Below are 26859 nucleotides of genomic sequence, written 5' to 3' on the forward strand. Positions count from 1 at the left end.
ATCACTCACCTTGCAACTCCGCCAGCGAACACTTCTGCCTGATCCAACACAAGCTCAATCGCCTTCGCCTCCGCATCAGGTGGGTAGTCGTACTTGGCGAGGATGCGGCGGACCTTGGATCGCATCGCAGCTAGCACGGACTCCTTCAGGTTCCAGTCGATCGTTGCCGATTGCCTCACTGATTTCACGAGCTCTTGAGCGATCGCCTTGAGTGTCTCGTCGCCGAGCTCCATCACCGCGGAGTCGTTCTGTACAACGGCGTCATAGAAAGCGACCTCGTCCTCACGCAGCCCGAGCTCCTCGTGTCGCTTCTGAGCGTCGCGCATCTGTTTCGCCAGCTTCACCAGCTCAGCGATGATCTCAGCAGTCGTCAGCGATCGGTTGGTGTAGCGGTTCACGGCCTCATCGAGCATCTCCGAGTACTTGCGCCCCTGGACGACGTTCGTTCGCTGCACGGTCCTGATCTGGTCGTTGAGCAGACGCCGCAACAACCCCATCTGAAGGTTTGGCTTGTCCTTCTCCGAGAGCGAATCGAGGAACTCATCGCTGAGTATTGAGATCTCAGGCGTCTCGATCCCGGCGAGCTTGTACACGTCAACGACCTGATCGGCGGTTACTGCCTCGTTGAGAAGCTGGCCGAGCGCGGTGTCGATCTCGACTGCACCTAAACCCCCTCTGCCTGAGTCGGGGTTCTGGATCTTCAAGATCGCTGCTCTGACGTCCGTGAACAGTCGGACGTCGTTCCGGATCGCGGCTGCTTCGTCACGCGCCCCCGCGAGAGCGAACGCCTTCGCCAGAGCGAGCACTTGGTCGTTGAACCGCGAGGTGCGGTCCGGGTCCGCCATGACGAAGTCGAGGACCTTCGCGTACTCGTTCAACCGCTGAGAAGCTGTCAGCTCAGGTGAGGAATCGTACTGGACTGCGTGTAGGAGCCCGCGCACGATGTCGTGCTTCTCCAGCATGACCTGGGCCATCTCGTCGATGGGAACGCCAGCCTGGTCGCGGTCGGATGGCGAGTACTCGCTCAACGCCTTCTGAAGGTTCGCGAACACACCGATGTAGTCGACGATCAACCCGCCCGGCTTGTCGCGGAACGTCCTGTTCACCCGAGCGATGGCCTGCATGAGCCCCGCGCCCTGCATGGTCTTGTCGACGTACATCGTGTGCATCGCCGGGGCATCGAAACCGGTCAGCCACATGTCGCGGACAATCACCAGTTCCAGCGGGTCGTCCGCATTCTTCGCCCGCAGCTTGAGGTCCTTGCGCACGTCCTTCGAGTGGATGTGAGGTTGGAACTCGGCTGGATCGGACGCCGACCCTGTCATGACGACCTTGATCTTGCCTTGAGCCGGGTCATCCGAATGCCAGTTGGGCCGCAGTGCGACGATCTTTTCGTACAACCGCACGGCGATCCGGCGGCTCATGGTCACGATCATGCCCTTGCCGAACAGGGACTCCCGGCGCTTCTCCCAGTGCTCCACGATGTCGCGGGCTACGAGGTCGAGTCGTGCCTCCGCTCCGACGATCGCCTCCAGGCGCGACCAACGTGACTTCGCAGCTGATGCTGTGTCTTCCTCGACGGACTCGGTGATCTCGTCGGCGAGGTCGTCCAGGGCAGCGAGGTCAGCTTCCGACAGCTCGATCTTGGCCAACCTGGACTCATAGAAGATCCGGACAGTCGCTCCATCCTCCACTGCCCTTGTGAGGTCGTACACGTCGACGTAGTCGCCGAACACGGCCCGTGTGGACTTGTCGTTCGACTCGATTGGAGTGCCGGTGAAACCGAGGTACGTCGCGCCAGGGAGCGCGTCGCGCATGTGCTTGGCCAGCCCGGACTTGAGACGCCCCTGCCTGTCGAGCGTCTCGCTGAAGCCGTACTGACTCCTGTGCGCCTCGTCGGCGATCACGATGACATTCCGGCGGTCAGTGAGCACGGGGTTGGTATCCCCGTCCTCGCCCGGCGCGAACTTCTGCAAGGTGGTGAATACGATCCCACCCGAAGCGCGCTTCAGCTTCGCTCGCAAATCCGAGCGCGTTGCCGCCTGTACTGGCGTTTCAGGAAGAATGCGGGCCGGGGCGAAAGTCTCGCCGAACAGTTGATCGTCCAAGTCGTTACGGTCAGTGATGAACACCAGCGTCGGGTTCGCCATGCGCGGGTCGTGCATGATCTTCGCGGCGTAGAACACCATTTCGAAGCTCTTACCGGAGCCTTGGGTATGCCACACCACGCCGCCTCGACGGTCCCCATCAGGGCTTGACGCTTGCACCGTGGACTCGACGGCAGCATTGACCGCCCAGTACTGGTGGTACTTGGCCACACGCTTCACGAGCGCCCGCGTGGGCTGTCCTGTCGACTTGTCGGTGACCGTCTCGTCACTGAACACCACGAAGTTCTTCACCAGGTCCAGGAACCGCTTCGGCTCGAACACACCCTTGATGAGGACCTCAAGTGCTGGCCGATTACTGACGACCTCACGACCTTCGATGGTCTTCCACGGAGCGTAGTGCTCGAACGCGCCCGAGTAGCTGCTCATCGCCGCCGACGTTCCGTCGGAGATCACCGTCACCGCGTTCGGCACGAACACCGACGGGATGTCGTGCCGGTAGGTCTGTACTTGGTTCCACGCCGACTTCAACGTCGCGTGCCCAGCGGCCGGATTCTTCAACTCCAACAGCGCCAACGGAAGCCCGTTGACCATCACCATCAAGTCAGGACGGCGGTTCTTGCCGTTCTCAACGATCGTGAACTGGTTGACTACCATCCAGTCGTTGTTCTCCGGCTTCTCGAAGTCCACGAGCCACAAGCGCGTCGTCCGTAGTAGACCATCATCACCGCGATGCTCGACCGGTACACCCTCCGTGATGAGCTTGTGCAGGCGAGCGTTCTCGTCGACAGGGCTCTGCGACTCGGCACGCTGCACGGTCTTCACCGCCTCTGAGATCAGCGCGGCGTCCGTCCCGGGGTTTATCCGCCGAAGCGCATCACTCAGACACCCCCACAGCACGACGTCCTCGTACGAGTCGCGCTCCGCGCCGGGCTCTCCCGGTGCGATCTCAGGGCCATGCACACATCGATAGCCCAGCTCGGCGAAGTACTCCATAGCGGCCTGCTCCACGACGTTCTCGTTGAAGGTGCTCATTCGGCGCTCCTCAGCACGGATTCGTGCACCCAGCGTGCGAGCACACTGAGTGCAGCCAAGTACTCCAGTGCTTGCTGTTCGGGCATCTCCTGTCCAGCTTCGTGCGCAAGCGGATTCCGAATACCGGCGAAGACACCTTCGGCAAACATGCGAGCCCCGCGCTGAACGGATTTGAAGGTCTTGCTGCCATCATCCGCCATTCGATGAAGACGCGGATTCTTCTCAGCGGCAGGATGCTCGCTAAAGGCCTGGTTGAACAGGTCTGCTTCGCTCACGTCGCGACGACCGAGCTTGTTTTGCGTTTCGGCGTTTAACTTACGGATCGCACCCTCGACCGCCTCGCGGTAATGACCGGAATGCCACAATGACGACGCGCCCTCCCAGATCCAGGAGTGCAGCTTCGCAGCAGACAGCTCAGGGGCATCCTCACCTAGATTTTTTCGGACCTCATCGGCACGGACTAAGGCCTCCCGCGCTCGAATAGATGCTTCGTAGTGAATTGACCACTTCTGACGCTCCTTCTTCTTGATGCTCTCGCGCCAGCCGGGCACAATACGGTCGAGAATTTGCTCTACGACCTGTGCCTTCCTGACAATATCGTCCTCCGACGCTGCGGTCTTGTAGCCGTGGAATCCAACCGACCCCGCCGGCGACGATACGTATGAAACTGTCGTGGCCGCAATAAACTCGTCAAGTTCGTTCTGGGCCCAATCGACGTTGATATTCGTCATGCATGGTCTCCTTCAATGGGGACCCGAACGCGACCGGAGAGGAGTTCGGGGAGCAGGGTGTCCCGGAGGGCGGCGAGCCGTCGAGATTCTTCCTCTAGCGACTCGATACGAACATCGATTGCATGGAGCCTCTCTTCGAGTTCGAGAGTTACATCATCGCCGACCCAACGAACCTCGGCACTGTGCACATCGGTCTTATTCACCGAAGCAAACACGGTCCCCTCACCTTGGAACTTGTTCCAGGCACTCGTCGAGTTCCGCATGGCGTAATAGAGCGTGCTCGGGTGAGTTTCGCTATGGATAGCCGCCACACCCCGGCCGATGCAACAGTCGGCGTGCGCTCGGTTCAGCTCCCCAACTGGCGCGCGCACTGACATCAGCGTGTCGTTCTTTGCAGCTGTACGGACGGGAGCGGTGGTCCAGACGCGCAGCGTCGGGAATCGGAAGCCGAAGTCGCGCGTGCCCTGGTAAAAGGGCAAACCATCACGGTGCTCGTTGAGATCTGCTCCCTTCGGCGAGCTTCCCATCGTGATGTCCGCGACGTCCGAGAGTAGCCGTGACTCATTAGAGGAAGCGGCGAATATCGCATCCCCCAACTGCTGAAGTGTCCCGATCTCCCGGCGGTTCGACTCGATCTTGTCGTCGAGTGCGCCGAGCGTCGCCGCGATCGCGCGCTGCTCCTCCAGCTCGGGAAGATCAATCTCGAATGAGTCTAAAGAGTCGTGCTGCACTCTTTGCCTGCCGGAACTACCATTCATCGAACTGATTGCATAGTCCCGAATCTCAGGCGAGGTAAACAAATAGTAGGCAAAGCTAGTACTAGAGATTCCCTCTTTTCCACGAATCACGATGAACTCCGTGGACCCGAAAGCCGGAGCATTTCGCTGGTTGGCAGCCGCACGATATACCGACGTTTTTCCGTTCTCCAGAGACGGAGTGATCCGTGCCATCAGAACATCACCGTCGCAGAACTTCATGCCCCCGCCGTAGGGCTTATCCTGTGTCGCGGACACATTCCTGGTGAAGGGCACAAGGCTCGCCATGTCAACAAAAGGAGCATGCGTACCCTTAGACAGTTTCACTGTTGGGTTTAGAATGAACGCTTCGCCAAGAGTTACGCGGCTCACTGAAGACCGCCTAACCGACGCCGGATCTCACCTTCAAGCTCGCGCCCACGCTCGAACTCCGCGAACAGCTCGCTCGTCAATCGCTCGATCTTCTCATCGATCGGCTCGTCGTCGACCTCGGCCTCGGCCGCACCCACATATCGGCCTGGCGTAAGCACGAAGTCGTGTTTCTCGATCTCGTCGATCGTGGCCGACTTCGTGAAACCGGGAACGTCCTCATAGTTGCCGTCGTGGTTTCGCCACTCGTGGTACGTGTCCGCGATTTGAGCGATGTGACCATCCGAAAGCACACGCAGGCGGCGCGACTCCATGTCCCCGAGCTTCCGGGCGTCGATGAACAGCACCTCTCCGCTACGCGCGCGATGCCCGTTACCGTCGCGACCCTTGGACACGAACCACAGCGACACTGGGATGCCGGTGTTGAAGAACAGTTTGTCGGGCATCGCGACGATGCAGTCGACGAGACCGGCTTCGACGAGCTTGCGTCGGATCTCGCCTTCACCGCTGCTTTTCGAGGAAAGCGAGCCGTTAGCGAGAACGAAGCCCGCAGTCCCGTTCGGTGCGAGGTGGTAGATGAAGTGCTGGACCCAGGCGAAGTTGGCGTTGCCTTGCGGCGGCGTACCGTACTTCCACCGGGGGTCGTCTGCTAGCTTCGCGTCCCACCAGTCAGAGACGTTGAACGGGGGATTTGCGATCACGTAGTCAGCGCGTAGATCGGGATGGAGATCCTCGGTGAAGGAGTCCGCCGAGTGCGATCCCATGTCAGCTTCAATGCCTCTCAGTGCGAGGTTCATCTTCGCGAGCTTCCACGTGGTATCGGTGAACTCCTGCCCGTAGACGGAGAGGTCGGTGCGCTTGCCGCCGTGAGCTTTGACGAACTCTGCTGACTGGACGAACATGCCGCCCGAGCCCGCAGCGGGGTCGTAGACGCGGCCCTTGTACGGCTCCAGCATCTCTACAAGTGTCTTGACCACGGAGCGGGGCGTGTAGAAGGCTCCCGCGTCCTTGCCGGTTTCTTTGCCTGCGAACTGCCCGAGGAAGTACTCGTATACGCGGCCGAGCACGTCGTCTGCGCCGTGGTCGTCGGTTTCGGTGAAGCCGATCGATCCGATGAGATCGACCAGCTCGCCGAGGCGGCGCTTGTCGAGCCCGTCTCGTCCGTAGTTGCGTGGGAGCACGCCGCGCAGGGAGGGGTTCTCCTTCTCGATGAGGTCCATCGCTTGGTCGATCTGCTGGCCAATCTCCGGCTGCTTGGCCCCCGACTGTACGTAGCCCCACCGCGCGAGGGATGGCACCCAGAAGACGTTCTGGCTCGCGTACTCGTCTCGATCCTCCAGGAACGACTCGATTCGCTCGGGCTTGATGCCTTCAGCCGCCAGCTCGTCCTTGAGCTGCTCGCGACGCTCCTCGAACCGGTCGGAGACGTACTTGAGGAACACCAGGCCCAGCACGACGTGCTTGTACTCGCTGGGCTCCTGGTTGCCTCTGAGCTTGTCTGCGGCATCCCACAGGGTCTGTTCGAGTGTCTTGGCTGGCTTCGCCTTCGCGGCCCGTCTCGCCATCTGGTTTGTACTCCTCCGCGCGAGAAACGCGCATACGTTTGAATTTTTTAGCTCCATCTCAGGATACCGAGCACCACGGACATCTGAGGGTCTCCAAGCAACGGGCGCGCCGCGGAGCGGCGCCCGGGGGCGGTGTGAGAGCGGTTGACGCGGCGTAAGCGCGTCATTTCATCAGAGCCTGACTGCCTGTCGCGTTCGCCGCTCTCCTCGGACCGAGAAGGAGATCTATAGACATGAGCAACCGGGACAGCACGCTGCGAGTGTGGGTCGACTGCCTGCACTGCTACAACTCTGGACGCCTCGTAGGCGAGTGGTTCGACGCCGTCGATGCGGACGAGGTCACCCTGACCGCGTGCACCGTGGAGTGGGCGGTGCCCGCGCCGATTGCGAGGAACTGTGGTGCTTCGACCACGAGAACCTGCCCGTGCGCGGCGAGATGAGTCCGAGCGAGGCGGTCGAGTGGGGTAGCTCCCTGGAGTCGGTTCCGGAGCACCATCGCGAGGCGTTGTGCGCGTGGGTGAGGAGCGGTGACTACGTGGCTGAGGGCACGGGTGACCTGCCGAGCATGCTTGATTTCGAGGACAGCTACTGCGGCGAGTGGGAGTCGTTCCGCGAGTACGCGGAGGGGCTCACCGGGTTGTTGTCGGGAGTCCCGGACGATGTCGCTCGGTACTTCGACTGGGCCGCGTGGACCCGGGATCTCGCGTTCGACTACACAGTCGAGGACGCGCCGGGAGACGGCGTGTTCGTCTTTCGCAATCTGTGACTGGAAGGAGATTCACTGATAACTGATAACTGATAACTGATAACTGATGACCAGGGGAAGCTGCACGTGTGCGTGGAGTGCGACATGCCGAGCATCGCCAAGCGGGTGCTCGTCATGGCAGGGGACATGAGCGTGAGCCGGGTCTACTACTGCCCTGTCCACGGTCCGCTGTCGATCGCCGTGCTGGTGGACATGCGCGCTATCCGAGCCCGGAGGAGGCGAGACGCATGAGTGCAGAGTCCAACGCGATCAGCCACGCCCTGGCGTTCAGCTGGTGGCGGGGCTGCCCAGAGCTCTCTGATGAGGAGGCGCGCCTGCACGACCTGCTGACGCTGCACCGGGCGAAGGTCGAACTGATCCGCGAGCAGCGCGACCTGCTCCGGTACTACGACAGCGACGAGGAGCTGGGGATCAGCTCTGACCCGTGACGGGCTCCTCATCCCAGGGGCCGCCGGTGAGGAACGTCGGGGTTGTGGGCATGCAGCAAATTCGAGTGCAGCAGGCCGCCCCGACAGCAATGGACACCGCGCGGGCAGGGCCGCCGCCACTGTGGAACTGATCAGTTCCTAGCGCCAGTGCCGCGGCTCGATGTCATCCAGCACTGCGCTGAGCAGTAGGATTGCGCCGGCCTTGTTCAGCGGATTGTTCCTATTGCCGCACTTGGGGGACTGGACGCAGCTGGGGCAGCCGTTGGTGCATTCGCAGCTGTCGATGGCATCACGGGTGGCCCGCACCCAACGGACGAATTGTTCAAAGCCCCGCTCGGCGAATCCGGCACCGCCGGGCTGGGCATCGTAGACGAAGATTGTTGGCTGCCCAGTGTCCACGTGCAAGGCGGTGGAGACTCCTCCAATATCCCACCGGTCGCTGGTGGCCACCAAGGGCAGCAGACCGATCATCGCGTGCTCCGCCGCATGCAGGGCCCCGGGAAAAAATTCGGGGGTGATTCCCGCATTGATCAGCCGCTGTTCGGTGAGCGTGCACCAGATGGACTTGGTGTGCAGCTCGCGTGCTTCCAGATCCAGCGGCTCCTCGGAGAGTACCTCGTTGGAGGAGACGGACTTGCGCTGGAAGGACACCACCTGGGTGGTGACGATGACTTCTCCAAAGTGGATGGCCAGGTCGCGGTGCTCGCTGCTGCGCTCGGTTCCCTGCACGGCGACCGTGGTGATGTCCCGCGCGGTGGTGTAATAGTCCGGGTTGACGCGGGTGACAACGACGGTATGGTTCTGTTCGTCGAGCTCTTCAACAAAGTAGCTGGAACCCTGGTGGACGTAAATCGCGCCGGGGTGGGCCTGGTAGTGGGTTTGCGGTGAGTCCATGGTGCCAAGGATCGCGCCGGATTCCGCGTCGATGATGTTTACCGGGCCCCCGCCATCGGCACGGATGGAGAACATGGCCGCCGCGTGCTGGGCGTGGGTCCAAAACCAGCCTGCCGGGCGGCGGCGCAGGTAACCGCGGGCCACCAGGGAATCGAGCAGCTCCTCCGAGGTGGGGCCAAACATTTCCAGTTCTTCACTGCGCAACGGCAGTTCCTGGGCTGCCGCACACAGGTGACCGGAGAGCACGTACTTGTTCTGCGGATCGAACACCGTCGCCTCAACGCCCAGGTCAAAGATCGCCTCCGGGTGGTGCACCAGGTAGGTGTCCAGGGGATCTTCACTGGCCACAAAAATGGCCAGGGAACCCTGCCCTGCCCGCCCGGCCCGGCCGATCTGCTGGAAGAAGGAGGCCCGGGTGCCCGGCCAGCCGGCGACCACCACTGCGTCCAGTCCGGCGATGTCGATTCCCAGTTCCAACGCGGAGGTGGATGTGACTGCCAGCAATTTGCCCGAGCGCAGAGCCGATTCGATCTCCCGGCGCTCGGTGGGCAGATAGCCCGAGCGGTAGGCAGCCAGGCGGACGCTGAGCTCGGGGGCGAACTGTTCCAGGTGACGGCGGGTGAGCGTGGCAATCGTTTCGGCGCCGCGACGGGACTTGATGAAGACTATGCTGCGGGTGTGGTCGGCCATCAAATCGGTGAGGATGGAAGCGCTTTCGGCGATCGCGGTGCGACGAACCGGTGCCCCGTTTTCTCCCACGCGTTCGGTCAGGGGCGGTTCCCACAGCCCAATTACCAGCTCGCCGGAGGTGGAGAAGTCATGGGTCACCGCTTCGGCCTGGGCGCCGATGAGCCGCGAGAAAGACGCTGCCGGGTCGGCGCTGGTGGCCGAGGCGCCGATGAAGACGGGGCCGGACCGGTAGTGCTGGCACACCCGACGCAGCCGGCGCAGCAAGTTGGCCACATGGGAACCAAAGACCCCGCGGTAGGAGTGCGCCTCATCAATGACCACATAGCGCAGTCGCTTGAAGAAGCGGTCCCAGCCCTGATGGTTCGGCAGGATGCCGCGGTGGAGCATGTCCGGGTTGGTGAAGATGAAGTTCGCGTGCTGCCGGATCCATGAGCGGCTGGCCGGGTCTGTGTCGCCGTCATAGCTGGAGGCCCGTACCCCGGGCACCTGCAGGGCCTGCACGGTGGCCAGCTGGTCGGCGGCCAGCGCCTTGGTCGGGCAAATGTACAAGATGGTGGCTTGGGCGTCCCAGTCGTTGGGGGAGGCCTGGCGTGCCCGGTACAGTGCGTCCAGTCCGGGCATCAGGTAGGTCAGGGATTTGCCCGAGGCGGTGCCGGTGGCCACGATCGTGTGCCGTCCCTGATGGATCAGCTCGGCCGCCTGAACCTGGTGCAGCCAGGGCTGGTTGATCCCCAGCCCCTGGAAAATCCCGCGCACCTGCGGGTCAAGCCATTCGGGCCACGGTGCGGTGATTTCATCCTTGGCCGGCACCACGCGGCGATGCACTACTGCGTCCGGGTCATTGTGCCGTTCGAATGGATCCAGCAGCGCGTTGACGGTCTTGGCCATGGGCTGGGATCACCTCGGTGGTTGGCGGGATGGACGCATGATTGGCAGGGCCGGCGGGGTGCAGCCCCAAGCTCACAGCCGGGATGCGCACGCGGGCCTGCCCGGTCCGTTAAATGCTACTCGCCGCCGAAGCGGGCTCGGCGGCGAGGGGGCGGACGCGTGCGAGTTAGCCTTTGAAGGCCACAACGCTGCCTAGATTCGTCCAACCCAGTGACGCGTAGAGCTTCTGGCCGTCAACGGAGGCAATCAGCAGGCCTTCGTCCACATCGTGTTCCTGTGCCAAGGAGGCCAGGGCGCGCATGGCCAGGGTGCCCAGACCGCGGCGGCGGAATTCGGGACCGGTGATGATGCGGTCAAAGATGGCATAACCATTTACTGCCGAGACGTGGCCGGAGGCGGCAACGACTTCCTCGTTATCCTCCGGGTGCAGCGAGACGTAGGCGTGGGTGCCATCGCGTTCAATCTGGAACACGAAGCCATCCGGGGGCAGCGGCACTTCCACGTCGTGGGCAGCCAACTCGGTAACCATCAAAACTTCGTCATCGGCAGCGATCTGCAAACCGACCTCGTTGGCCAGCTCAATCAGCCCCGGAACGTCTTCGGAAAAGGCGGTCAGTCGTCGCGCCGGATGCTTTTTCAGGGTCTCGGCAACGGCCTGCAGTTCCTCGCGGGAGGGGTCGTAGATGACGTACTCCCAGTCCTCGGTGGTGTCGTGCCGCAGCGCCGCATGGACACGGCCTTCATGGCGCGCTTCATAGCCGCGCGCGCCGGACCAGCCTGCAACCCAGGTGCCAATTAGTTCATCGCTTGCGTTTGATGCCATGCTTTGACCCTACCCTGTCTTTCCTAGTAACTCGCTGACAAAGGCCAATCGTTGCTTACTTGAAATCATAGTCAAACTGATGTGACGTTGCTCCACGTAGCACCTGAATGGACGCTAAACCCACTACCCTTATACCTTGTGGCCATTCATCGCATTGTCTTGTATTACGCTTTTACACCGCTGAACGACCCCGAGGCGATCCGCCTGTGGCAGCGCTCCCTTTTGGAGCAGTGGGGTCTGCGAGGACGCATCATCATCTCCAAGGACGGCATCAACGGAACCGTCGGCGGGGAGATCTCCGCGGTGAAGCAGTATGTTAAGGCCACCCGCGAATATCCGGCCTTCAAGAAGATGGACATCAAGTGGTCCGAAGGCTCCGCCGAGGACTTCCCGCGCATCTCGGTGAAGGTGCGCGATGAGATTGTCACCTTCGGGGCACCGGGGGAGCTGCAGGTCGACGCGAACGGCGTCGTTGGCGGCGGTACGCACCTGCGTCCGGAAGAGCTGCATGAACTGGTCGAGGCCAAGCAGAAGGAAGGAACCCAGGTTCAGTTCTTCGACGGGCGCAACGCGTTCGAGGCACAGATTGGCCGGTTCAAGAACGCGATTGTGCCCGAGGTGGACACTACCCGGGACTTCCTGGAAGAGATCGACTCCGGTAAATACGACCACCTCAAGGACCAGCCGATCGTCACCTACTGCACCGGTGGGATTCGCTGTGAGGTGCTCTCGGCGCTGATGATCAACCGTGGCTTCCAAGAGGTCTACCAGATGCAGGGAGGGATCGTGCGCTACGGAGAAAAGTATGGGGATGCCGGCCTGTGGGAGGGTTCGCTGTACGTTTTCGACAAGCGCATGCACATGGAATTCACCGAGGACGCGGTGACCATCGGCGAATGCGTGGGCTGCCAGGCGCCGACCAACAAGTTTGAGAACTGCGCCGAGCTCTCCTGCCGCAACCTGCGGCTGTTCTGCACCGAATGCGCCCAGGACGAGCAGCTGCGCCGCTGCCCGGCGTGCCAGCAGGCGGCGCTCAGCGCCTAGGCCCGGCTACAGTGTGAAGGCCTGGTGATCCCTGGTGGGGATCTCCAGGCCTTGCTTCGTTTCGGGCTACACCCGGGAAGCGTCGGGCCACAGGTCCTTGGAGGGATCACGCACCTCGGTCTGCTCTTCCTGCACGTCATAGACCGTGAACCCGCGGGCCTGGTAGTTCGGCAGGGCCTGCTGCCCATCCAGGGAGCAGGTGTGCAGCCACACCCGGCTGACCGGCGCCATCCCGGCATGGCGTTCGTCCAGAGTCCAGGCCCGCCGGATCCCCTCGGTGAGCAGGGCGCCACCCAGCCCCTGGCCGATGGCCTGGGGGAAGAGGCCGAAGTAGAAGATTTCCACCTCGGTCCCGGCGGTGCCGGGCACAGCGGCCAACTCGATGTACCCCTGCGGAGCCCCATGGCGGTAGAGCACATGGGTTTCGGAGCCCGGGGCCCGCAGCTGCTCCAGCCACTGTCGGCGGGTGAGCACCAGGCGATCGGCCCAGTGCAGTTCGCTGCCCACCCCCAGGTACAGGAAGCGGGAGAACTCCGGGGTGATCTGCTGGACCCAGTCGATGCGCGCGTCCTCGGGCAGGGGACGCGAGGAGGGGACCAGCTGGGAGGGATCGGTTTGCTGCAGGTAGGTGACGGTGACTAAGGCCATGACCGCATCGTACGCGCCTGCCCCCGGTCATTTCTGCCGCAACTAGCTAGAATCGCAATTGTGACTTCCACCGATTTTGCCGCCGTTGACGACGCCCCACGCAGTGACCAGCAGGCGCTGCTTGATTCCCTGTATTTCGATCTAACCGCACTGGACTTCACGTTCGATGCGATCACGGCCCTGCTCGGGCAGGAAGCGGTGGAGGCGTTCGGCCGCGACCAGATCCCGCCGGCATTGCGCCAGGTGCGCCGGGCGACCCCGAAGCAGTCCGGGCTGGCCACGGTGATTGGGTTGTTCCAGCTGGGCCAGGGCTACCCGGCCGACCGGATCGATGCGGCCTTCAGCCGCACCGGGGTGCAGGGGCTTTTGCGGCTGGGATTGGTTGAGCAGCATGGTCCAGGGCTGCGGGCCAGTGTGGCCCTGACCCCACACGCATCGGACAGCTCCGCGGAACTGTGGGTGGCGCACGACCTGGGCGCGCACCAGCGCCCCGGGGTCCTGCGGGCGGACCATGTGCTGGGCATCGGCCAGGCGTCCTTGACCCTGGCGCAGATCACGCTGCGTCCCCAGGTGGACCGGGCCCTGGATTTGGGCACCGGGTGCGGCATCCAGACATTCCACCTGCTGGCCCACTGCCGGCATGTCACGGCTACCGACCTTTCCGTGCGCGCCCTGGCCTTCACCCGGTTTAACCTGCTGCTGAACCACCGGCAGCTGGAGGTGGATCCGGCTCGGCTGGAGGAGCGGGTGAGCCTGCGGTGCGGCAGCCTGTTTGAACCGGTGCAGGGGCAGCGCTTTGACCTGATCGCCACCAACCCGCCCTTTGTCATCACCCCGCGCGCGGAGGACGAAGCGATCTTCACCTACCGTGATGGCGGGATGGCCGGGGACAGCCTGGTCCAGGCCCTGATTTCGCAGCTGCCCAGCTACCTGGAGCCCGGGGGCAGTGCACAGATGCTGGCGAATTGGGAAATCCCGCTGGGCGAGCAGCCCTGGGATCAGCGGATCCGCCCGTGGTTTGATCCGGCATTGGATGTCTGGGTCATCCAGCGGGAGCAGTCCAGCCCCAGCCTGTACGCCGAAACCTGGCTGCGCGATGCCTCCCAGGACCAGGACCCCGAACAGTATCAGCAGGCCTACCAGGCGTACCTGGATGACTTTGCCGGCCGTTCGGTCGCCGGGATCGGGTTCGGCTACGTCTACCTTGGCCTGGCCCGGGACGGGCATCGGCCCGAGCAGCGTTTCGAATCCATCACCCACCCGGTCCAGCAGCCGCTGGCGCCCTTCCTGCAGCGGGACCTGCACACCGCCGCCGAGCTGCGTGCCGCCAACGGGCAATGGGGACAGTGGCACCTGGAGGTCGCCGAGGACGTGACCGAGGAGCGCCACCAGCGCCCGGGCGCCGAACATCCCGGGGTGATCCTGCTGCGCCAGGGCGCGGGGCTGCGCCGCAGCGAGGTGCTGGACACCGCCCAGGCCGGGTTCGTGTCCGCCAGTGACGGGGAACTGAGTGTGGACCAGCTGGTCAATGCGCTGGACGCGCTGATCGGGGAGGGGGATGAATCCTTCGCCGAACGCCTGCGTGACGGGGTGGAACGCTTAATCCGGCATGGCTTTCTTCGCAAAGTGTGAAACAAGGACTAAAGTTTTTCGGTATGACACAGAACACATCCGAGAGGCCTGACGAGCACCAGGCCCCTGGGGCCGCGCCGGACCCGAAACTGGTGTCCATCACCGACCCCCAGGCGATTCGCGCGCTGGCCCACGACGCCCGGCTCATCGTGCTCGACGAACTCTTTGCCTCCCAGGCCACCCGCACCGCCACCGAACTGGCCACCTTGTGCTCGCTGACCCCCAGTGCGATGAGCTACCACCTGCGGGCGCTGGAGAAGTACGGATACGTGGTGCGCGCCGCCAATGAGGGTGATGCGCGCGAACGCCGGTGGAAGGCGGCCGGTGAACGCCTGGAGCTGAACACCCACGACGGTTCGGCCAACGCCAAGACCGCCTACCTGAACGTGCAGCTGAACAACTTCCGCACCCGGCTGAACGCCGAGGTGGCCCGCCGCGAGGCCGAGGCCAAGGCCGGCATCGTGGCCCCTGCGGACCGCCCGCCGCTGCTCAGCAGCGGGCTGGTGTTCCTCCCGGAGGACAAGCAGAAGGAATTTAACCGCCGGCTGATGGACCTGATCTACGAATATGAGGCCATGGCCACAGCCGAGGAGCGCAGTATCCACTCCACCCGGATGTTCTACTTGGTATCGTTGTTGCCCGAGTACCCGCATCCTTCCCCGGCCGGGGCGTAGCAAGGACAGGCTGCTGCCCGATGTATGATCATCGGGAATCGTGGCTCAGCACTGGAGCCATGGATGCATCTTGGCGACAACGACAGCGGGTCTGATAGTTTCGGGGTCGGGTTGTTGCCGACACCGTGTGAAGGAGAGCCGTGCCCCCGAAGGCCAAGGAAAAAACCGGTAAGAAGCTCGTCATCGTCGAGTCCCCTGCCAAAGTGAAGTCGATTGCCAAGTACCTGGGCGAAGGCTTCGACGTGGACGCCTCGGTGGGGCACATCCGTGACCTTCCCCAGCCCTCGGAACTGCCGACCGAGCTGAAGAAGACCTCGGTGGGCAAGTTTGCGGTCGACCTGGACAACGACTTCGAGCCCTACTACGTGGTGTACCCGGACAAGAAGAAGCGCGTCTCCGAGCTGAAGGCCAAGCTGAAGGAAGCCGACGAGCTCTACCTGGCCACAGATGCGGACCGCGAGGGCGAAGCCATCGCGTGGCACTTGCTGCAGGTGCTCAAGCCCAAGGTGCCGGTGCGCCGCCTGGCCTTCACCGAGATCACCAAGGAGGGCATCGAACGCGCCCTGGGCAACATGCGCGAACTGGACACCGACCTGGTGGACGCGCAGGAGACCCGGCGCGTGCTGGACCGCCTCTACGGCTATGAAATTTCCCCGGTGCTCTGGCGCAAGATCGCCCGCGGGCTCTCCGCCGGCCGTGTTCAGTCGGTGGCCACCCGCCTGGTGGTGGAGCGTGAACGCGAACGCATGGCGTTCATCTCCGCCGGCTACTGGGACATCAAGGGCGTCTTCGCCACCGGCAACGCCGAATCCTTTGCCGCCAAGCTTTCCTCCGTGGACGGGGCCCGCGTGGCCTCCGGCCGCGACTTCGATGACCGTGGGCAGCTCAAGAGCTCGCGCAGCGCGGTCACCCACCTTGACGAGGCGGCCGCCCGCTCGCTGGTGGAAAACCTGGCCGAGGCCGATTTCAAGGTCACCTCGGTGGAGGACAAGCCCTACACCCGCCGCCCGGCCGCACCGTTCACCACCTCAACGCTGCAGCAGGAAGCCTCGCGCAAGCTGCGCTGGAGCTCGCGGATCACCATGCAGGTCGCCCAGCGCCTGTATGAAAACGGCTACATCACCTATATGCGTACCGACTCGGTGTTCCTCTCCAACGAGGCCGTGCACGCGGCCCGCACCCAGGCCACCGAACTGTACGGCGCGGACTCGGTGCCCGAGCGTCCGCGCGTCTACAAGGCCAAGACCGACGCCGCGCAGGAGGCCCACGAAGCCATCCGCCCGGCCGGTGACATGTTCCGCCGGCCCAGGGATGTGCGCGCCTCGCTGAGCAAGGACGAGTACACCCTGTACGAGCTGATCTGGAAGCGCACCGTCGCCTCCCAGATGTCCGACGCGAAGGGCTTTACCGCCACCATCAAGCTGGCCGGCACCGCCAGCGACCAGCGGGTGGCCGAGTTCTCCGCCTCCGGCACCGTGATCACCTTCCGAGGCTTCCTGGCCGCCTACGAGGAGGGCAAGGACACCACCTCGGAGGCCGAGGCCAGCGAGTCCGCCGAGGCCCGCCTGCCGCAGCTGAAGGTCGGGGACGGGCTGAACGGCACCGAGCTGGAGGCCCTGGGCCACGAAACCACCCCGCCGGCCCGCTACACCGAAGCCTCGATCGTGGCGGAACTGGAAAAGCGGGAGATCGGGCGCCCCTCCACCTACGCGCCGACCATTTCCACCATCATGGACCGTGGCTACGTCACCAAGCGCGGCGGCGCCCTGGTGCCCAGCTGGATCGCTTTCTCGGTGATCCGCCTGCTGGAGGAGCACTTCGCCCAGTACGTGGACTACGACTTCACCGCCCGGCTGGAAGATGACCTGGACGAGATCGCCAAGGGCCAGCGCGCCCGCAGCGACTGGCTGAACCTGTTCTACTTCGGCAGCGACGCGGCCAGCGGGCTGAAGCACGTGGTGGAAAACCTGGGGGACATTGACGCCCGGGCCATCAACTCCATTGCCATCACCGATGACATCGTGCTGCGCGTGGGCAAGTTCGGCCCCTACCTGGAACGCGCCCTGCCCGCCGATGCGGCCGAGGACGCCACCCCGGAGCGCGCGAACGTGCCCGAGGACCTGGCCCCGGATGAGCTGACGGCGGAAAAGGCCGAGGAGCTGTTCGCCAACTCGCAGGTTTCCGAACGCGAGCTGGGGGTGGATCCGCAGACCGGGCGCACCATCCTGGCCAAGGACGGGCGCTACGGGGCCTACGTCACCGAGGTGATCCCGGAGCCGACCGCCGAGGAACTGGCCGCCCAGCCGGTGGAGTACTACAAGAACGGCAAGCCCAAGCCGCCGAAGAAGCCGGCCAAGATCAAGCCGCGCACCGGTTCGCTGTTCAAGTCAATGAGCATTGAGACCGTCACGCTGGAGGAGGCGCTGCAGCTGCTGAGCCTGCCGCGCGTGGTGGGCACCGATGCCGAGGGTGAGGAAATCACGGTGCAGAACGGGCGCTTCGGCCCGTACCTGAAGAAGGGCAGCGACTCGCGTTCCATTGAATCCGAGGAGCAGATCTTCACCATCACCCTGGAGGAGGCGCTGGCGATCTACGCCCAGCCCAAGCAGCGCGGCCGGCGTGCCGCGGTGCCGCCGCTGGCCGAATTCGGCACCGACCCGACCAGTGAGAAGAACATCGTGGTCAAGGACGGACGCTTCGGACCGTACATCACCGACGGGGAAACGAACATCACCGTCCCGCGAGGCACCGCGATCGAGGAGCTGACCCGGGAAAAGGCCATCGAGCTGCTGGCCGAGAAGCGGGCCCGCGGCCCGGTCAAGCGCAAGAGCGCCGCCAAGAAGGCCCCGGCCAAGAAGGCGACGACCACCAAGAAGAGCACCACGAAGGCCTCCACGGCAAAGAAGGCCACCACGGCCAAGACCACCGCGAAGAAAACCGAGAAGTAGCGCAGGCTACCCGACGCGAAGGACATCTGATGAGGCTGGGCGTACTGGACATCGGTTCGAACACCGTGCACCTGCTGCTGGTGGACGCCTACCCCGGCGCCCGGCCCAACCCCTACGCGTCGCACAAGCGCCCGCTCTCCCTGGTTCAGTACCTGAACGAGTACGGGGCCATCACCGAGGAGGGGCAGCGCGAACTGATCGGCTTCATCACCGAGGCCTCCCGGTTCGCGCGCAGCCACCGGGTGGAGGACTTCATGGCGTTCTGCACCTCCGCGATCCGCGAATCCTCCAACGGCGCCCACGTGCTGGAACGCGTGGAGGCCGAGACCGGGGTGAAGCTGCTGGAGCTTTCGGGTGAAGAGGAAGCGGGCATGACGTTCTATGCGGTGCGCCGCTGGTTTGGCTGGGCCTACGACTCGATCCTGAACCTGGACATGGGCGGCGGGTCGCTGGAACTGGCCCTGGGCAACGATGAATTCCCGCAGGTGGCCTACTCGGTGCCGCTGGGTGCCGGGCGGCTGACCCGCGAATGGCTGCCCGATGACCGGCCCACCCCCAAGCAGGTCAAGGAGCTGCGCACCTATGTGCGCGATGTGCTCTCGGACCCCACCACGGAGCTGGCCCAGTACGGCAAACCGTCCCTGGCCACCGCCACCTCCAAGACCTTCCGCTCCCTGGCCCGGATTACCGGGGCCGCCCCCAGCACCGAGGGGCCCTATGTGAAGCGGGTGCTGGAACGCGAAAGCCTGAAACTGTGGACGAACCGGCTGATGGCCATGAGCTGGGAGGAACGCGCCGAACTGCCCGGGGTTTCCCAGGTGCGCGCCCCGCAGCTGCTGGCCGGCGCGCTGGTGGCGATCGAGGCCATGAAGAAACTGAAGATCAAACACCTGCGCATTTGCCCGTGGGCGCTGCGCGAAGGGCTGATGCTGCGCCGTTTTGATCATGTCTTGTTTGACTCTTCGACTCCGCTAAGTAGTAGCGTGGGAGTTGGAGAGGTAGCGCTCGGTGCCGGGATGGGGCAACTGCCCGCACCCGCGGAAACGAATTAGCCCCGGCTCGGGGTTGATCGGCACACCAGTGCTTGGAAGAAGGGGCTGAGTCATGCAAGAGCCTGCAACAACGTCAATCCCCATCACGCTGTCCAGTGCCTCGGTCTACCCCCTGACCGTGCACGACGCGTTCGCGGTGGCCAAGGATGTGGGCTACGACGGGCTGGAGGTGCTGATCACCGGCAACCAGGCCACCCAGTCGGCCACCGCCCTGCTGGCGCTGATGGACAAGTACCAGCTGCCCATTCGGGCCATCCACGCCCCGACGCTGCTGCTCACCCAGCAGGTGTGGGGCTCGGCGTGGGCAAAAATCGAACGCTCGGTCATCCTGGCCCAGGCCGTGGGGGCCGAGGTCGTCGTGGCCCACCCGCCGTTCCGCTGGCAGGGGAACTATGCCCTGGAGTTCGCCGGGGGAGTGCAGCGGCTGACCGACTCGACCGGGATGAAGATCGCGGTGGAGAACATGTACCCGTGGCGGGCCCGCGGACGCGAAGCGAAGATGTACCTGCCGCACTGGGACCCGGTACCGCAGTCCTACCCGCACGTCACCTGGGATTTCTCCCACGCGGCGATCGCCGAGATGGATTCGCGCAAGGCCGTGGAGCAGCTGGGGGAGCGCCTGGCGCACCTGCACCTGTGCGACGGGCTGAACAACGGCAAGGACGAACACCTGGTGCCCGGGCGCGGCACCCAGCCGGTGGCCGAAACCCTGCAGTACCTGCGCGACACCGACTTTGGCGGGGTCATCGCGGTGGAGGTCTCCACCCGCAAGGCCAAGGGCACCGGGCAGAAGGAACAGTGGCTGGGGGAAACCCTCGAATACGCCCGCACCCACCTGGCGCTGCCGGATACCGCAGATCGAACGAAGTAAGGACACCATGAGCGAACTGACCAACTCGTTGACCTTGGCCTTTTTGGGCACCGGCTCCATGAACGGGGCGATCCTGCGCGGCATCCTGGGAGCCGGGCACGACCCGAAGCTGATCACCACGACCATCCGCAGCGACGCGCGTGAGGCCGAGCTGCGCGAGCTGGGAGTGAACGTGGTGGTGACCGGGCAGGATCCCGAGGCGAACGCGCGGGCCGCGGCCGAGGCGGACGTCGTCTTCCTGGGGGTCAAGCCGGTGGGGATCACCGAGCTGTGCGACCAGATCTCCGCAGCGCTGCGCCCGCAGACCGTGGTGGTTTCGGTGGCCGCGGCCATCACCCTGCAGTCCATGGCCGCCCACCTGCCGCAGGACCAGCCCCTGGTGCGCGCCATGCCCAACACCCCGCTGCAGGTGGGGGCCGGGGTGGTGGGCCTTAGCCCGGCCCCGGCCGTCAGTGAACAGCAGCTGCAGCAGGTCATTGACCTGTTCGCCGGCTCCGGTGAGGTGCACGTGATCGAGGAGGCCCAGCAGGACGCGCTCTCGGCGATCTCCGGCTCCGGGCCGGCCTACGGCTTCTTCCTGGCCGAGGCGATGGCCAAGGCCGGGATGAAGTTGGGCCTTGACGAGCAGCTGGCCATCGACCTGGCCCGGGCCACCGTCGCCGGGGCCGGGAAGATGCTGGCCGATCCGCAGGCGAACCCCGGGCAGCTGCGCAAGAAGGTCACCAGCCCCAATGGCACCACCGAGCAGGCGATCGCCACCTTCCAAAAGGGCGGCATGGAGCAGCTCATCGCCGACGGTGCCGCAGCTGCCGCCCAACGCGCCGCCCAGATCAGCCGCGAACTGGGCTAGCCGGCACAAGCCGGGAACACGCGCAGCACGCTCGCGCAAAGGCCGGCGGCCTGGACCCTTCGGGGTTCTGGCCGCCGGCCGTGGTCTTTGGGCGTCCGGGCCCGGCTAGGGGCGGGAGGCGAAGCGCTCGAGCAGGTCCACGTGGCCGGAGACGATCAGCACGTCGCGGCGGGTGACCACCGTATCGGGCACGGCGTAGGTGAAGTCCTCGCCGGGGGACTTCACCCCCACAATCGTCACCCCGTACTTGGAACGCACATTGGATTCGGCCAGGGTGAAGCCCTGGGTTTCCTTCGGCGGGTACATCTTCACGATCGCGAACCCGTCATCGAATTCGATGAAGTCCAGCATCCGCCCGCCCACCAGGTGGGCGGCGCGCACCCCGGCGTCCGCTTCCGGGTAGATCACGTGGTTCGCCCCGATGCGGGTGAGGATCTTGCCGTGGGCCGGGGTGATCGCCTTGACCCACAGGTGCTCGATCCCCAGATCCACCAGGTTCACGGTGATCAGCACGGAGGACTCGATGGAGGTGCCCACCCCGACCACGGCGGAGGAGAATTCCTGGGCGCCCAACTGGCGAAGCGCGTCGATGTTCGTGGCATCCGCGGCCACCACGTGGGTCAGCGAACTGGCCCACTTCTGCACCAGTTCGGGGTCACGTTCAATGGCCAGGACCTCACGGCCCTGCTTGACCAGCTGCTCGGCCACCGCGATGCCGAAACGGCCCAGCCCGATCACCAGGACCGGAGCATTGTGCGAAATAGATCTATCAGCCAATGATCGGCCTCTCTTCCGGGAACTGGTACAGGGTATCGCGCTGGCGCATGGTCAGCGCGCTTGCCAAGGTAATGCTACCGATGCGCCCGGCGAACATCAGCGCCGAGAGCACGTACTTGCCCTCCGGGGGCAGTTCGGCCGAAACATTCATGCTCAGCCCCACGGTGCCAAAAGCGGAGATTGATTCGAACAGCGCCCGCTGGAAGGAGAGCGTGTCATCAATGACCAGCAGCGCCCCCACCGCCACCGCCACCAGCGTGGCACCGAGCACGACCACCGAGATCGCCACGCGCATGGTGCTCTCGGGCAGGCGGCGGCCAAAGGCGCGCACCTCCTTGTCGCCGCGCACCTCGGCGAAGATCGCCAGGAACATCACCGCAATGGTGGTGACCTTGATGCCGCCGGCGGTGGAGGCCGAGCCGCCGCCGGCGAACATCAGCGCATCGGTCAGCAGCACCGTCACCGGCTGCATGTCGGAGGGCTCCACCAGGTTCATCCCGCCCGAACGCATCATCACCGAGGCGAAGAGCGCATTGACGATCTTCTCCCCGACATCCTCCCCGCCGATGGTGCGCTGGTTGTTCCATTCAAAGAGCAGCCACAGCACGGTGCCGCTCAGCAACAGGATCGTGGTGGTCAGCAGCGTCAGCTTCGCATGCAGCGTCCAGCGCCGGTGGTTCAGCCGGTGCGCGGCCAACACCATGATCACCGGGAAGCCCAGCGAACCGACGAACACCCCGAGCATCAGCGGGATCAGGATCCACAGGTCCATCTCATAGGGCACCAGCCCATTGGAGTGCGGGGTGAAGCCCACATTGTTAAACGCCGAGACGGCGTAGAACACCCCGTGCCAGATCGCCGAGAGCGGGCCTTCGCCCAGCACGTAGAAGCGTGGAATCAACAGCAGCGAGAGCAGACCCTGCAGGGTAATCGCGGTCAGGATCACCACGCGCAGCAGCGAACCAACCTCACCCAGGGTGGAGGTCGCGGCCGTGTTCATCGAACTTTGCGCCACCAGCTTGCCGCGCACGCCCAGGCGCTTGGACACCGCCAGGGAGAGCAGGGAGGCGATCGTGAGGATCCCCAACCCGCCAATGAACATCGCCACCAGAAGAATCAGCTGGCCAAAGAACGACCAGTGCACCGCGGTGCTCACCGTGGTCAGACCGGTCACGCACACCGCGGAGACGGCAGTGAACAGCGCGTCGTGCAGCGCGGTGGGTTCGCCGCTGGCCGAGGCGAAGGGCGCGGAGAGCAGCGCGGTGAACAGCGTGATCACCAGCAGGAACGCGCCCAGGGCCAGCCGGGCGGGGGAGCGGGCGGTGAAGTCGGACAGTGCCGCCTTGACGCGCAACAGCTGCTTGCGTTTGCGTAACCACAAGCTGTCAGCGGGCCCGCTGGGGCGCTGCTGCATGGGGTCGCTCATCGATGCCTCTCCTGCGGGAAAGAAGTGGGGATAGAAGTACTGACTCTTCAGAGTAATCTACGCCCCGCACCGCCTGCGCGCAGGCGCACGTGGCGCCAAGGTAGCACTGGGGCACAAATGTGAGCCGACGCATTGAGTTCGGTCACAATCCGGTAGCGTAGAAGACGTGCTACAACCTCAACGTGCTCCGCGCCCGACACTGGTGGTCTGGGATGAAAAGTACCTGCAGTACAAGTTCAGCGACTACCACCCCATGCATCCCTCCCGCCTGGAGCTGACCATGCGCCTGAGCCAGGAGCTGGGGGTGATGCGCGGGGCGAACCTGGAGGTGGCACCGCCCACCGTTGCCGCGGACAGCGAACTGCTCACCGTGCATTCGCAGGACTACCTGGACCAGGTGCGCAGGGTCAGCCAGGACCCCACCCTCCAGGCCCCGGACTATGGGCTGGGCACGGAGGATGATCCGGCGTTCGCCGGCATGCACGAGGCCAGCGCCCGGCTCTTTGGCGGCTCGCTGGTCGCCGCCGAGGCCATCGTGCAGCAAAAGGCGGTGCGGGCGGTGAACTTCGCCGGCGGGATGCACCATGCGGCGCGGGAGAAGGCCAGTGGGTTTTGCATCTACAACGATGCGGCCGCCGCCATCCAGTACCTGCTGGATCAGGGGGTGCAGCGGGTGTGCTACATCGACGTGGACGCGCACCACGGGGACGGCACCGAATCCCTGTTCTGGGATGACGAGCGGGTGCTGACCATCTCCATCCACGAATCCGGGATGAGCCTGTTTCCCGGCACCGGGTTCGCCAACGAGATCGGCGGGGAGCGGGCGCGTGGAAGTGCGGTGAACCTGGCGCTGCCGGCGATGACCGGGGACGCCGGCTGGATGCGGGCCTACCATGCGGTGGTGCCGCAGCTGGTGAAGGCCTTTGAACCCGAGGTGATCGTCTCCCAGCACGGCTGCGACTCGCACCGGGACGATGACCTGACCAACCTGAAGCTCTCCGTTGATGCCCAACGCCAGGTGGCGCTGGATATCTCCCAGCTGGCGGATGAGGTCTGCGAGGGCCGGTGGATCGCCACCGGTGGGGGCGGGTACAACGTCACCGCCGTGGTGCCGCGCACCTGGAGCCACCTGATCGCGATTGCCGCGGACAAGCCGGTGCCGCTGCGCACCTATGTGCCCGAGACCTTCCGGCGCTACGTGCTGGAAACCTACGGCAAGGCGATGCCGTACCTGATGGGGGACGACGCGGAGCTGTGGTGGCGCAACTGGGAGATCGGCTACGACCCGGCCGACCCGGTGGACCGTTCCATCATCGCCACCCGCAAGGAAGTCTTCCCGCTCTACGGACTGGACCCCTGGTTCGACTAGCCCCGGCACCGGCTACCGGCAAAACGCCCTATATGCCGCTAGGGTTATGTCTGTGGCTATTGATGAACTGTTCGCAGCGCTGGCCGAACCGACCCGGCGGCGCATCATGGAGGAACTGAAGGACGAGGCCCTGGCCGTGGGGATGCTGGTCGAGCGCCTGCAGATCTCCCAGCCCACCGTGTCCAAGCACCTGAAGGTGCTGCGCGAGGCGTCGCTGGTGAGCATGACCGCCCAGGGCCAGCGCCGCATCTATGCCCTGGACCTGCCCGCCATTGAGACCCTGGGCCAGTGGTGCGCGGACTTCCTGCCCGAGCCGCAGCCGGCGGAGGAGCCCGCCGCGCAGCTCACCGAGGTCACCGCCGCGACCGCTGCGGTGATGCCCGCGAACGCCGGCACCCCGGCCACCACCGCCGCCCAGCAGCTGGGACGCACCGTGGGGCGCAGCCTGGAACACGTCACCGGCCGGGCCCATGAACTGATTGAGCGTTTCCCCCGTTTCGGGCGCAAACGCTAGGCTGCGCACCACCGCCGAACGTTACGTGCGGCACAAAAAAATTGACGTAAAATTTCCGACATCGCGCACCACCGTGGCATTCTCTTCGGTGGGGCAGTGACGCCGGTTCTGCGGTAGAACTCTGCCCCAGCGCCTGCCCCAAGTGATGAGGAGAGTAACTTGGACCAGCATTTAGCGACTATCCGCGATGAGGTATTCCGCAGGAATCCCGGGGAAGCCGAATTCCACCAGGCCGTTACCGAGGTTTTCGAGAGCCTCGAAGCCGTCTCCCAGAAGCACCCGGAATACGCCGAAGCCGCGATCCTGCAGCGCATGTGCGAGCCGGAACGCCAGATCATCTTCCGTGTGCCGTGGACCGATGACGCCGGACGGGTTCAGATCAACCGCGGCTTCCGCGTCGAGTTCAACTCCGCGCTGGGCCCCTACAAGGGTGGACTGCGCTTCCACCCCTCGGTCTACCTGGGCACCGTAAAGTTCCTGGGCTTTGAACAGATCTTCAAGAACTCGCTGACCGGCATGCCCATCGGCGGCGGCAAGGGCGGTTCGGACTTCGACCCGCGCGGCAAGTCCGATGCGGAGGTCATGCGCTTCTGCCAGTCCTTCATGACTGAGCTGTACCGGCACATCGGCGAATACACGGACGTCCCGGCCGGGGACATTGGCGTGGGCGGGCGCGAGATCGGCTTCCTGTTCGGCCAGTACAAGCGCATCACCAACCGCTACGAGTCCGGGGTGCTCACCGGCAAGGGGCTGAGCTGGGGTGGGTCCCTGGTGCGTCCGGAAGCCACCGGCTACGGTGCGGTCCTCTTCGCCCAGGAGATGCTCGCCACCCGCAACACCAGCTTTGAGGGCCAGCGTGTGGTGGTCTCCGGGTCGGGCAACGTGGCGATCCACGCAATCGAAAAGGCCCAGCAGTTCGGCGCCCACGTGGTGGCGGCCTCGGATTCGGGCGGCTACATCGTGGATGAGAACGGCATCGATGTTCCGCTGCTGCGCCAGATCAAGGAAGTTGAGCGCGAGCGGATCAGCGAATACGCCAAGCGCCGCGGCAGCAAGAAGGCCCGCTACGTTGCGGACGGGAACGTGTGGGACGAAAAGTGCACGGTCGCCCTTCCCTGCGCCACCCAGAACGAGTTGGGGGCCAGCTCGGCCAAGAAGATGATTTCCGGTGGGCTGATCGCGGTGGCCGAAGGCGCGAACATGCCCTGCACCGCCCAGGCGGTTTCCCTGTTCCAGGACGCCGGGGTGCTCTTCGGCCCGGGCAAGGCGGCCAACGCCGGTGGCGTGGCCACCTCCGCGCTGGAAATGCAGCAGAACGCCAGCCGTGACTCCTGGTCCTTCGCCCACACCGAGCGCCGCCTGAGTGAAATCATGATCGGCATCCACGACCGGTGCGCGGCCACGGCCGAGGAATACGGGGTACCGGGCAACTACGTGGCCGGGGCGAACATTGCCGGTTTCGTGAAGGTCGCCGACGCGATGCTCGCCCAGGGGCTGATCTAGGCCCGGGCTTCGGCCTTCGGGCCGGGCACGGCCTTGGAACCGCGGGCGCGGCCGCAGGCGACAGCCACGGCCGCGCCCGCGGCGTGTCCGGCACCTTGCGGATCGCGAACTACTGGCGCGTGCGCGTGTGTTCATGCTTCGAAAAGCGGTCCGCCACCCAGTAGACTATGGTGAAGGTGTACGTGACGTTACCGACGTTGATCACAAGTCGAAGAAGTTCATGTATGCCGACAGCGCGACGAAACAGAGATCAGCGTCAGGAGAAAGTCCCCTATGGCGGATAAACAGAATTTTGCTGGAGCACGATTCATGACTGTGGCCGAGGTGGCCGAGATGATGCGTGTTTCAAAGATGACCGTTTATCGTCTGATCCACGCCGGTGATTTACCCGCCGTGCAGTTCGGCCGCTCCTATCGCGTTCCGGAAAACGCCGTTGAAGCCTACCTGCAGGCCGCAGGTGTCGATCCTCACAGGGGAACTGGATCGTACGGCAGGTAGACGG

At 64.5% G+C, this 26859-nt stretch carries 23 protein-coding genes; 14 read left to right on the forward strand and 9 right to left on the reverse strand.

Going from position 1 to position 26859, the window contains the following annotated elements; genetic code table 11:
• Nucleotides 1-5: 5 nt before the first annotated feature.
• Genes FDN03_RS10795 through FDN03_RS10810 form a run of 4 tightly spaced genes read right to left on the reverse strand, consistent with a single transcriptional unit; the run spans nucleotide 6 to nucleotide 6560 of the window.
• Nucleotides 6-3140, reverse strand: coding sequence for a type I restriction endonuclease subunit R (locus tag FDN03_RS10795; RefSeq protein WP_138176880.1), 3135 nt, complete (start codon nucleotides 3138-3140; stop codon nucleotides 6-8).
• The gene (locus FDN03_RS10800) at nucleotides 3137-3871 is read right to left on the reverse strand and encodes a TIGR02391 family protein (protein WP_138176883.1); all 735 of its coding nucleotides are present in this window, start codon (nucleotides 3869-3871) and stop codon (nucleotides 3137-3139) included. Before FDN03_RS10800 ends, FDN03_RS10795 begins: the two co-directional genes overlap by 4 nt.
• Entirely contained in the window at nucleotides 3868-4998 is a 1131-nt protein-coding gene (locus FDN03_RS10805; protein WP_138176886.1) for a restriction endonuclease subunit S, read from the reverse strand. Before FDN03_RS10805 ends, FDN03_RS10800 begins: the two co-directional genes overlap by 4 nt.
• Nucleotides 4995-6560 (reverse strand): class I SAM-dependent DNA methyltransferase, encoded by a 1566-nt coding sequence (locus FDN03_RS10810; RefSeq protein WP_138176889.1) that lies wholly within the window; start codon nucleotides 6558-6560, stop codon nucleotides 4995-4997. The genes FDN03_RS10805 and FDN03_RS10810 overlap by 4 nt, the downstream gene beginning before the upstream one ends.
• Before the next feature lie 233 nt (nucleotides 6561-6793).
• On the opposite strand from FDN03_RS10810, the gene FDN03_RS16950 reads away from it, so the two are divergent.
• The 3 genes from FDN03_RS16950 (at nucleotide 6794) to FDN03_RS10820 (ending at nucleotide 7754) form a co-directional block, all read left to right on the forward strand.
• A complete protein-coding gene (locus FDN03_RS16950) occupies nucleotides 6794-7000 on the forward strand; it encodes an antirestriction protein ArdA (protein WP_283205483.1) in 207 nt (68 codons plus the stop codon).
• Nucleotides 6985-7326 carry an antirestriction protein ArdA gene (locus FDN03_RS16955; RefSeq protein ID WP_283205484.1) on the forward strand — a complete coding sequence of 114 codons (342 nt, stop codon included), beginning with the start codon at nucleotides 6985-6987 and terminating at the stop codon, nucleotides 7324-7326. Before FDN03_RS16950 ends, FDN03_RS16955 begins: the two co-directional genes overlap by 16 nt.
• 227 nt (nucleotides 7327-7553) lie before the next feature.
• A complete protein-coding gene (locus tag FDN03_RS10820) occupies nucleotides 7554-7754 on the forward strand; it encodes a hypothetical protein (protein ID WP_138176892.1) in 201 nt (66 codons plus the stop codon).
• Nucleotides 7755-7892: 138 nt separating this feature from the next.
• Here the strand turns inward: FDN03_RS10820 and FDN03_RS10825 are convergent, their stop codons facing one another.
• Together FDN03_RS10825 and FDN03_RS10830 are read right to left on the reverse strand one after the other, a co-directional pair.
• Nucleotides 7893-10226 carry a DEAD/DEAH box helicase gene (locus FDN03_RS10825; RefSeq protein ID WP_138176895.1) on the reverse strand — a complete coding sequence of 778 codons (2334 nt, stop codon included), beginning with the start codon at nucleotides 10224-10226 and terminating at the stop codon, nucleotides 7893-7895.
• A gap of 166 nt (nucleotides 10227-10392) precedes the next feature.
• Nucleotides 10393-11049 (reverse strand): GNAT family N-acetyltransferase, encoded by a 657-nt coding sequence (locus FDN03_RS10830; protein ID WP_138176898.1) that lies wholly within the window; start codon nucleotides 11047-11049, stop codon nucleotides 10393-10395.
• 138 nt (nucleotides 11050-11187) lie between these two features.
• Here FDN03_RS10830 and FDN03_RS10835 point away from each other — a divergent pair, with 138 nt between their 5' ends.
• A complete protein-coding gene (locus tag FDN03_RS10835; protein WP_138176901.1) occupies nucleotides 11188-12093 on the forward strand; it encodes a rhodanese-related sulfurtransferase in 906 nt (301 codons plus the stop codon).
• A gap of 66 nt (nucleotides 12094-12159) precedes the next feature.
• Here FDN03_RS10835 and FDN03_RS10840 read toward each other — a convergent pair whose 3' ends face one another.
• Complete coding sequence (locus FDN03_RS10840; RefSeq protein ID WP_138176904.1) at nucleotides 12160-12741, reverse strand: GNAT family N-acetyltransferase; 582 nt, start codon at nucleotides 12739-12741, stop codon at nucleotides 12160-12162.
• A 60-nt stretch (nucleotides 12742-12801) separates the two neighbouring features.
• Here FDN03_RS10840 and FDN03_RS10845 point away from each other — a divergent pair, with 60 nt between their 5' ends.
• The 6 genes from FDN03_RS10845 to proC all read left to right on the forward strand — a co-directional run bounded on the left by FDN03_RS10845 (nucleotide 12802) and on the right by proC (nucleotide 20768).
• Nucleotides 12802-14373, forward strand: coding sequence for a class I SAM-dependent methyltransferase (locus tag FDN03_RS10845; protein ID WP_138176907.1), 1572 nt, complete (start codon nucleotides 12802-12804; stop codon nucleotides 14371-14373).
• A gap of 23 nt (nucleotides 14374-14396) precedes the next feature.
• The gene (locus tag FDN03_RS10850; protein ID WP_138176910.1) at nucleotides 14397-15047 is read left to right on the forward strand and encodes a helix-turn-helix domain-containing protein; all 651 of its coding nucleotides are present in this window, start codon (nucleotides 14397-14399) and stop codon (nucleotides 15045-15047) included.
• A gap of 140 nt (nucleotides 15048-15187) precedes the next feature.
• Nucleotides 15188-17995 (forward strand): type I DNA topoisomerase, encoded by a 2808-nt coding sequence (gene topA / locus FDN03_RS10855; RefSeq protein WP_138176912.1) that lies wholly within the window; start codon nucleotides 15188-15190, stop codon nucleotides 17993-17995.
• 29 nt (nucleotides 17996-18024) lie between these two features.
• Nucleotides 18025-19047, forward strand: coding sequence for a Ppx/GppA phosphatase family protein (locus tag FDN03_RS10860; protein WP_138176915.1), 1023 nt, complete (start codon nucleotides 18025-18027; stop codon nucleotides 19045-19047).
• Nucleotides 19048-19099: 52 nt separating this feature from the next.
• Nucleotides 19100-19918 carry a sugar phosphate isomerase/epimerase gene (locus tag FDN03_RS10865; RefSeq protein ID WP_138176918.1) on the forward strand — a complete coding sequence of 273 codons (819 nt, stop codon included), beginning with the start codon at nucleotides 19100-19102 and terminating at the stop codon, nucleotides 19916-19918.
• 7 nt (nucleotides 19919-19925) lie between these two features.
• Nucleotides 19926-20768 (forward strand): pyrroline-5-carboxylate reductase, encoded by an 843-nt coding sequence (proC, locus tag FDN03_RS10870; RefSeq protein WP_138176921.1) that lies wholly within the window; start codon nucleotides 19926-19928, stop codon nucleotides 20766-20768.
• A gap of 105 nt (nucleotides 20769-20873) precedes the next feature.
• Here proC and FDN03_RS10875 read toward each other — a convergent pair whose 3' ends face one another.
• Together FDN03_RS10875 and FDN03_RS10880 are read right to left on the reverse strand one after the other, a co-directional pair.
• Entirely contained in the window at nucleotides 20874-21545 is a 672-nt protein-coding gene (locus FDN03_RS10875; RefSeq protein ID WP_054821453.1) for a TrkA family potassium uptake protein, read from the reverse strand.
• The gene (locus FDN03_RS10880; RefSeq protein ID WP_138176924.1) at nucleotides 21538-22971 is read right to left on the reverse strand and encodes a potassium transporter TrkG; all 1434 of its coding nucleotides are present in this window, start codon (nucleotides 22969-22971) and stop codon (nucleotides 21538-21540) included. The genes FDN03_RS10875 and FDN03_RS10880 overlap by 8 nt, the downstream gene beginning before the upstream one ends.
• A gap of 253 nt (nucleotides 22972-23224) precedes the next feature.
• Here FDN03_RS10880 and FDN03_RS10885 point away from each other — a divergent pair, with 253 nt between their 5' ends.
• The 4 genes from FDN03_RS10885 (at nucleotide 23225) to FDN03_RS10900 (ending at nucleotide 26855) form a co-directional block, all read left to right on the forward strand.
• The gene (locus FDN03_RS10885) at nucleotides 23225-24340 is read left to right on the forward strand and encodes an acetoin utilization protein AcuC (protein ID WP_138177570.1); all 1116 of its coding nucleotides are present in this window, start codon (nucleotides 23225-23227) and stop codon (nucleotides 24338-24340) included.
• 46 nt (nucleotides 24341-24386) lie between these two features.
• Entirely contained in the window at nucleotides 24387-24854 is a 468-nt protein-coding gene (locus tag FDN03_RS10890) for a metalloregulator ArsR/SmtB family transcription factor (RefSeq protein ID WP_249354513.1), read from the forward strand.
• A gap of 159 nt (nucleotides 24855-25013) precedes the next feature.
• A complete protein-coding gene (gene gdhA, locus FDN03_RS10895; protein ID WP_138176930.1) occupies nucleotides 25014-26357 on the forward strand; it encodes an NADP-specific glutamate dehydrogenase in 1344 nt (447 codons plus the stop codon).
• Nucleotides 26358-26630: 273 nt separating this feature from the next.
• Nucleotides 26631-26855, forward strand: a complete 225-nt coding sequence (locus FDN03_RS10900; RefSeq protein WP_054822018.1) for a helix-turn-helix domain-containing protein — start codon at nucleotides 26631-26633, stop codon at nucleotides 26853-26855.
• Nucleotides 26856-26859 lie beyond the last annotated feature (4 nt).

Source organism: Glutamicibacter sp. V16R2B1 (assembly GCF_005774635.1).
Taxonomy (GTDB): domain Bacteria; phylum Actinomycetota; class Actinomycetes; order Actinomycetales; family Micrococcaceae; genus Glutamicibacter; species Glutamicibacter creatinolyticus.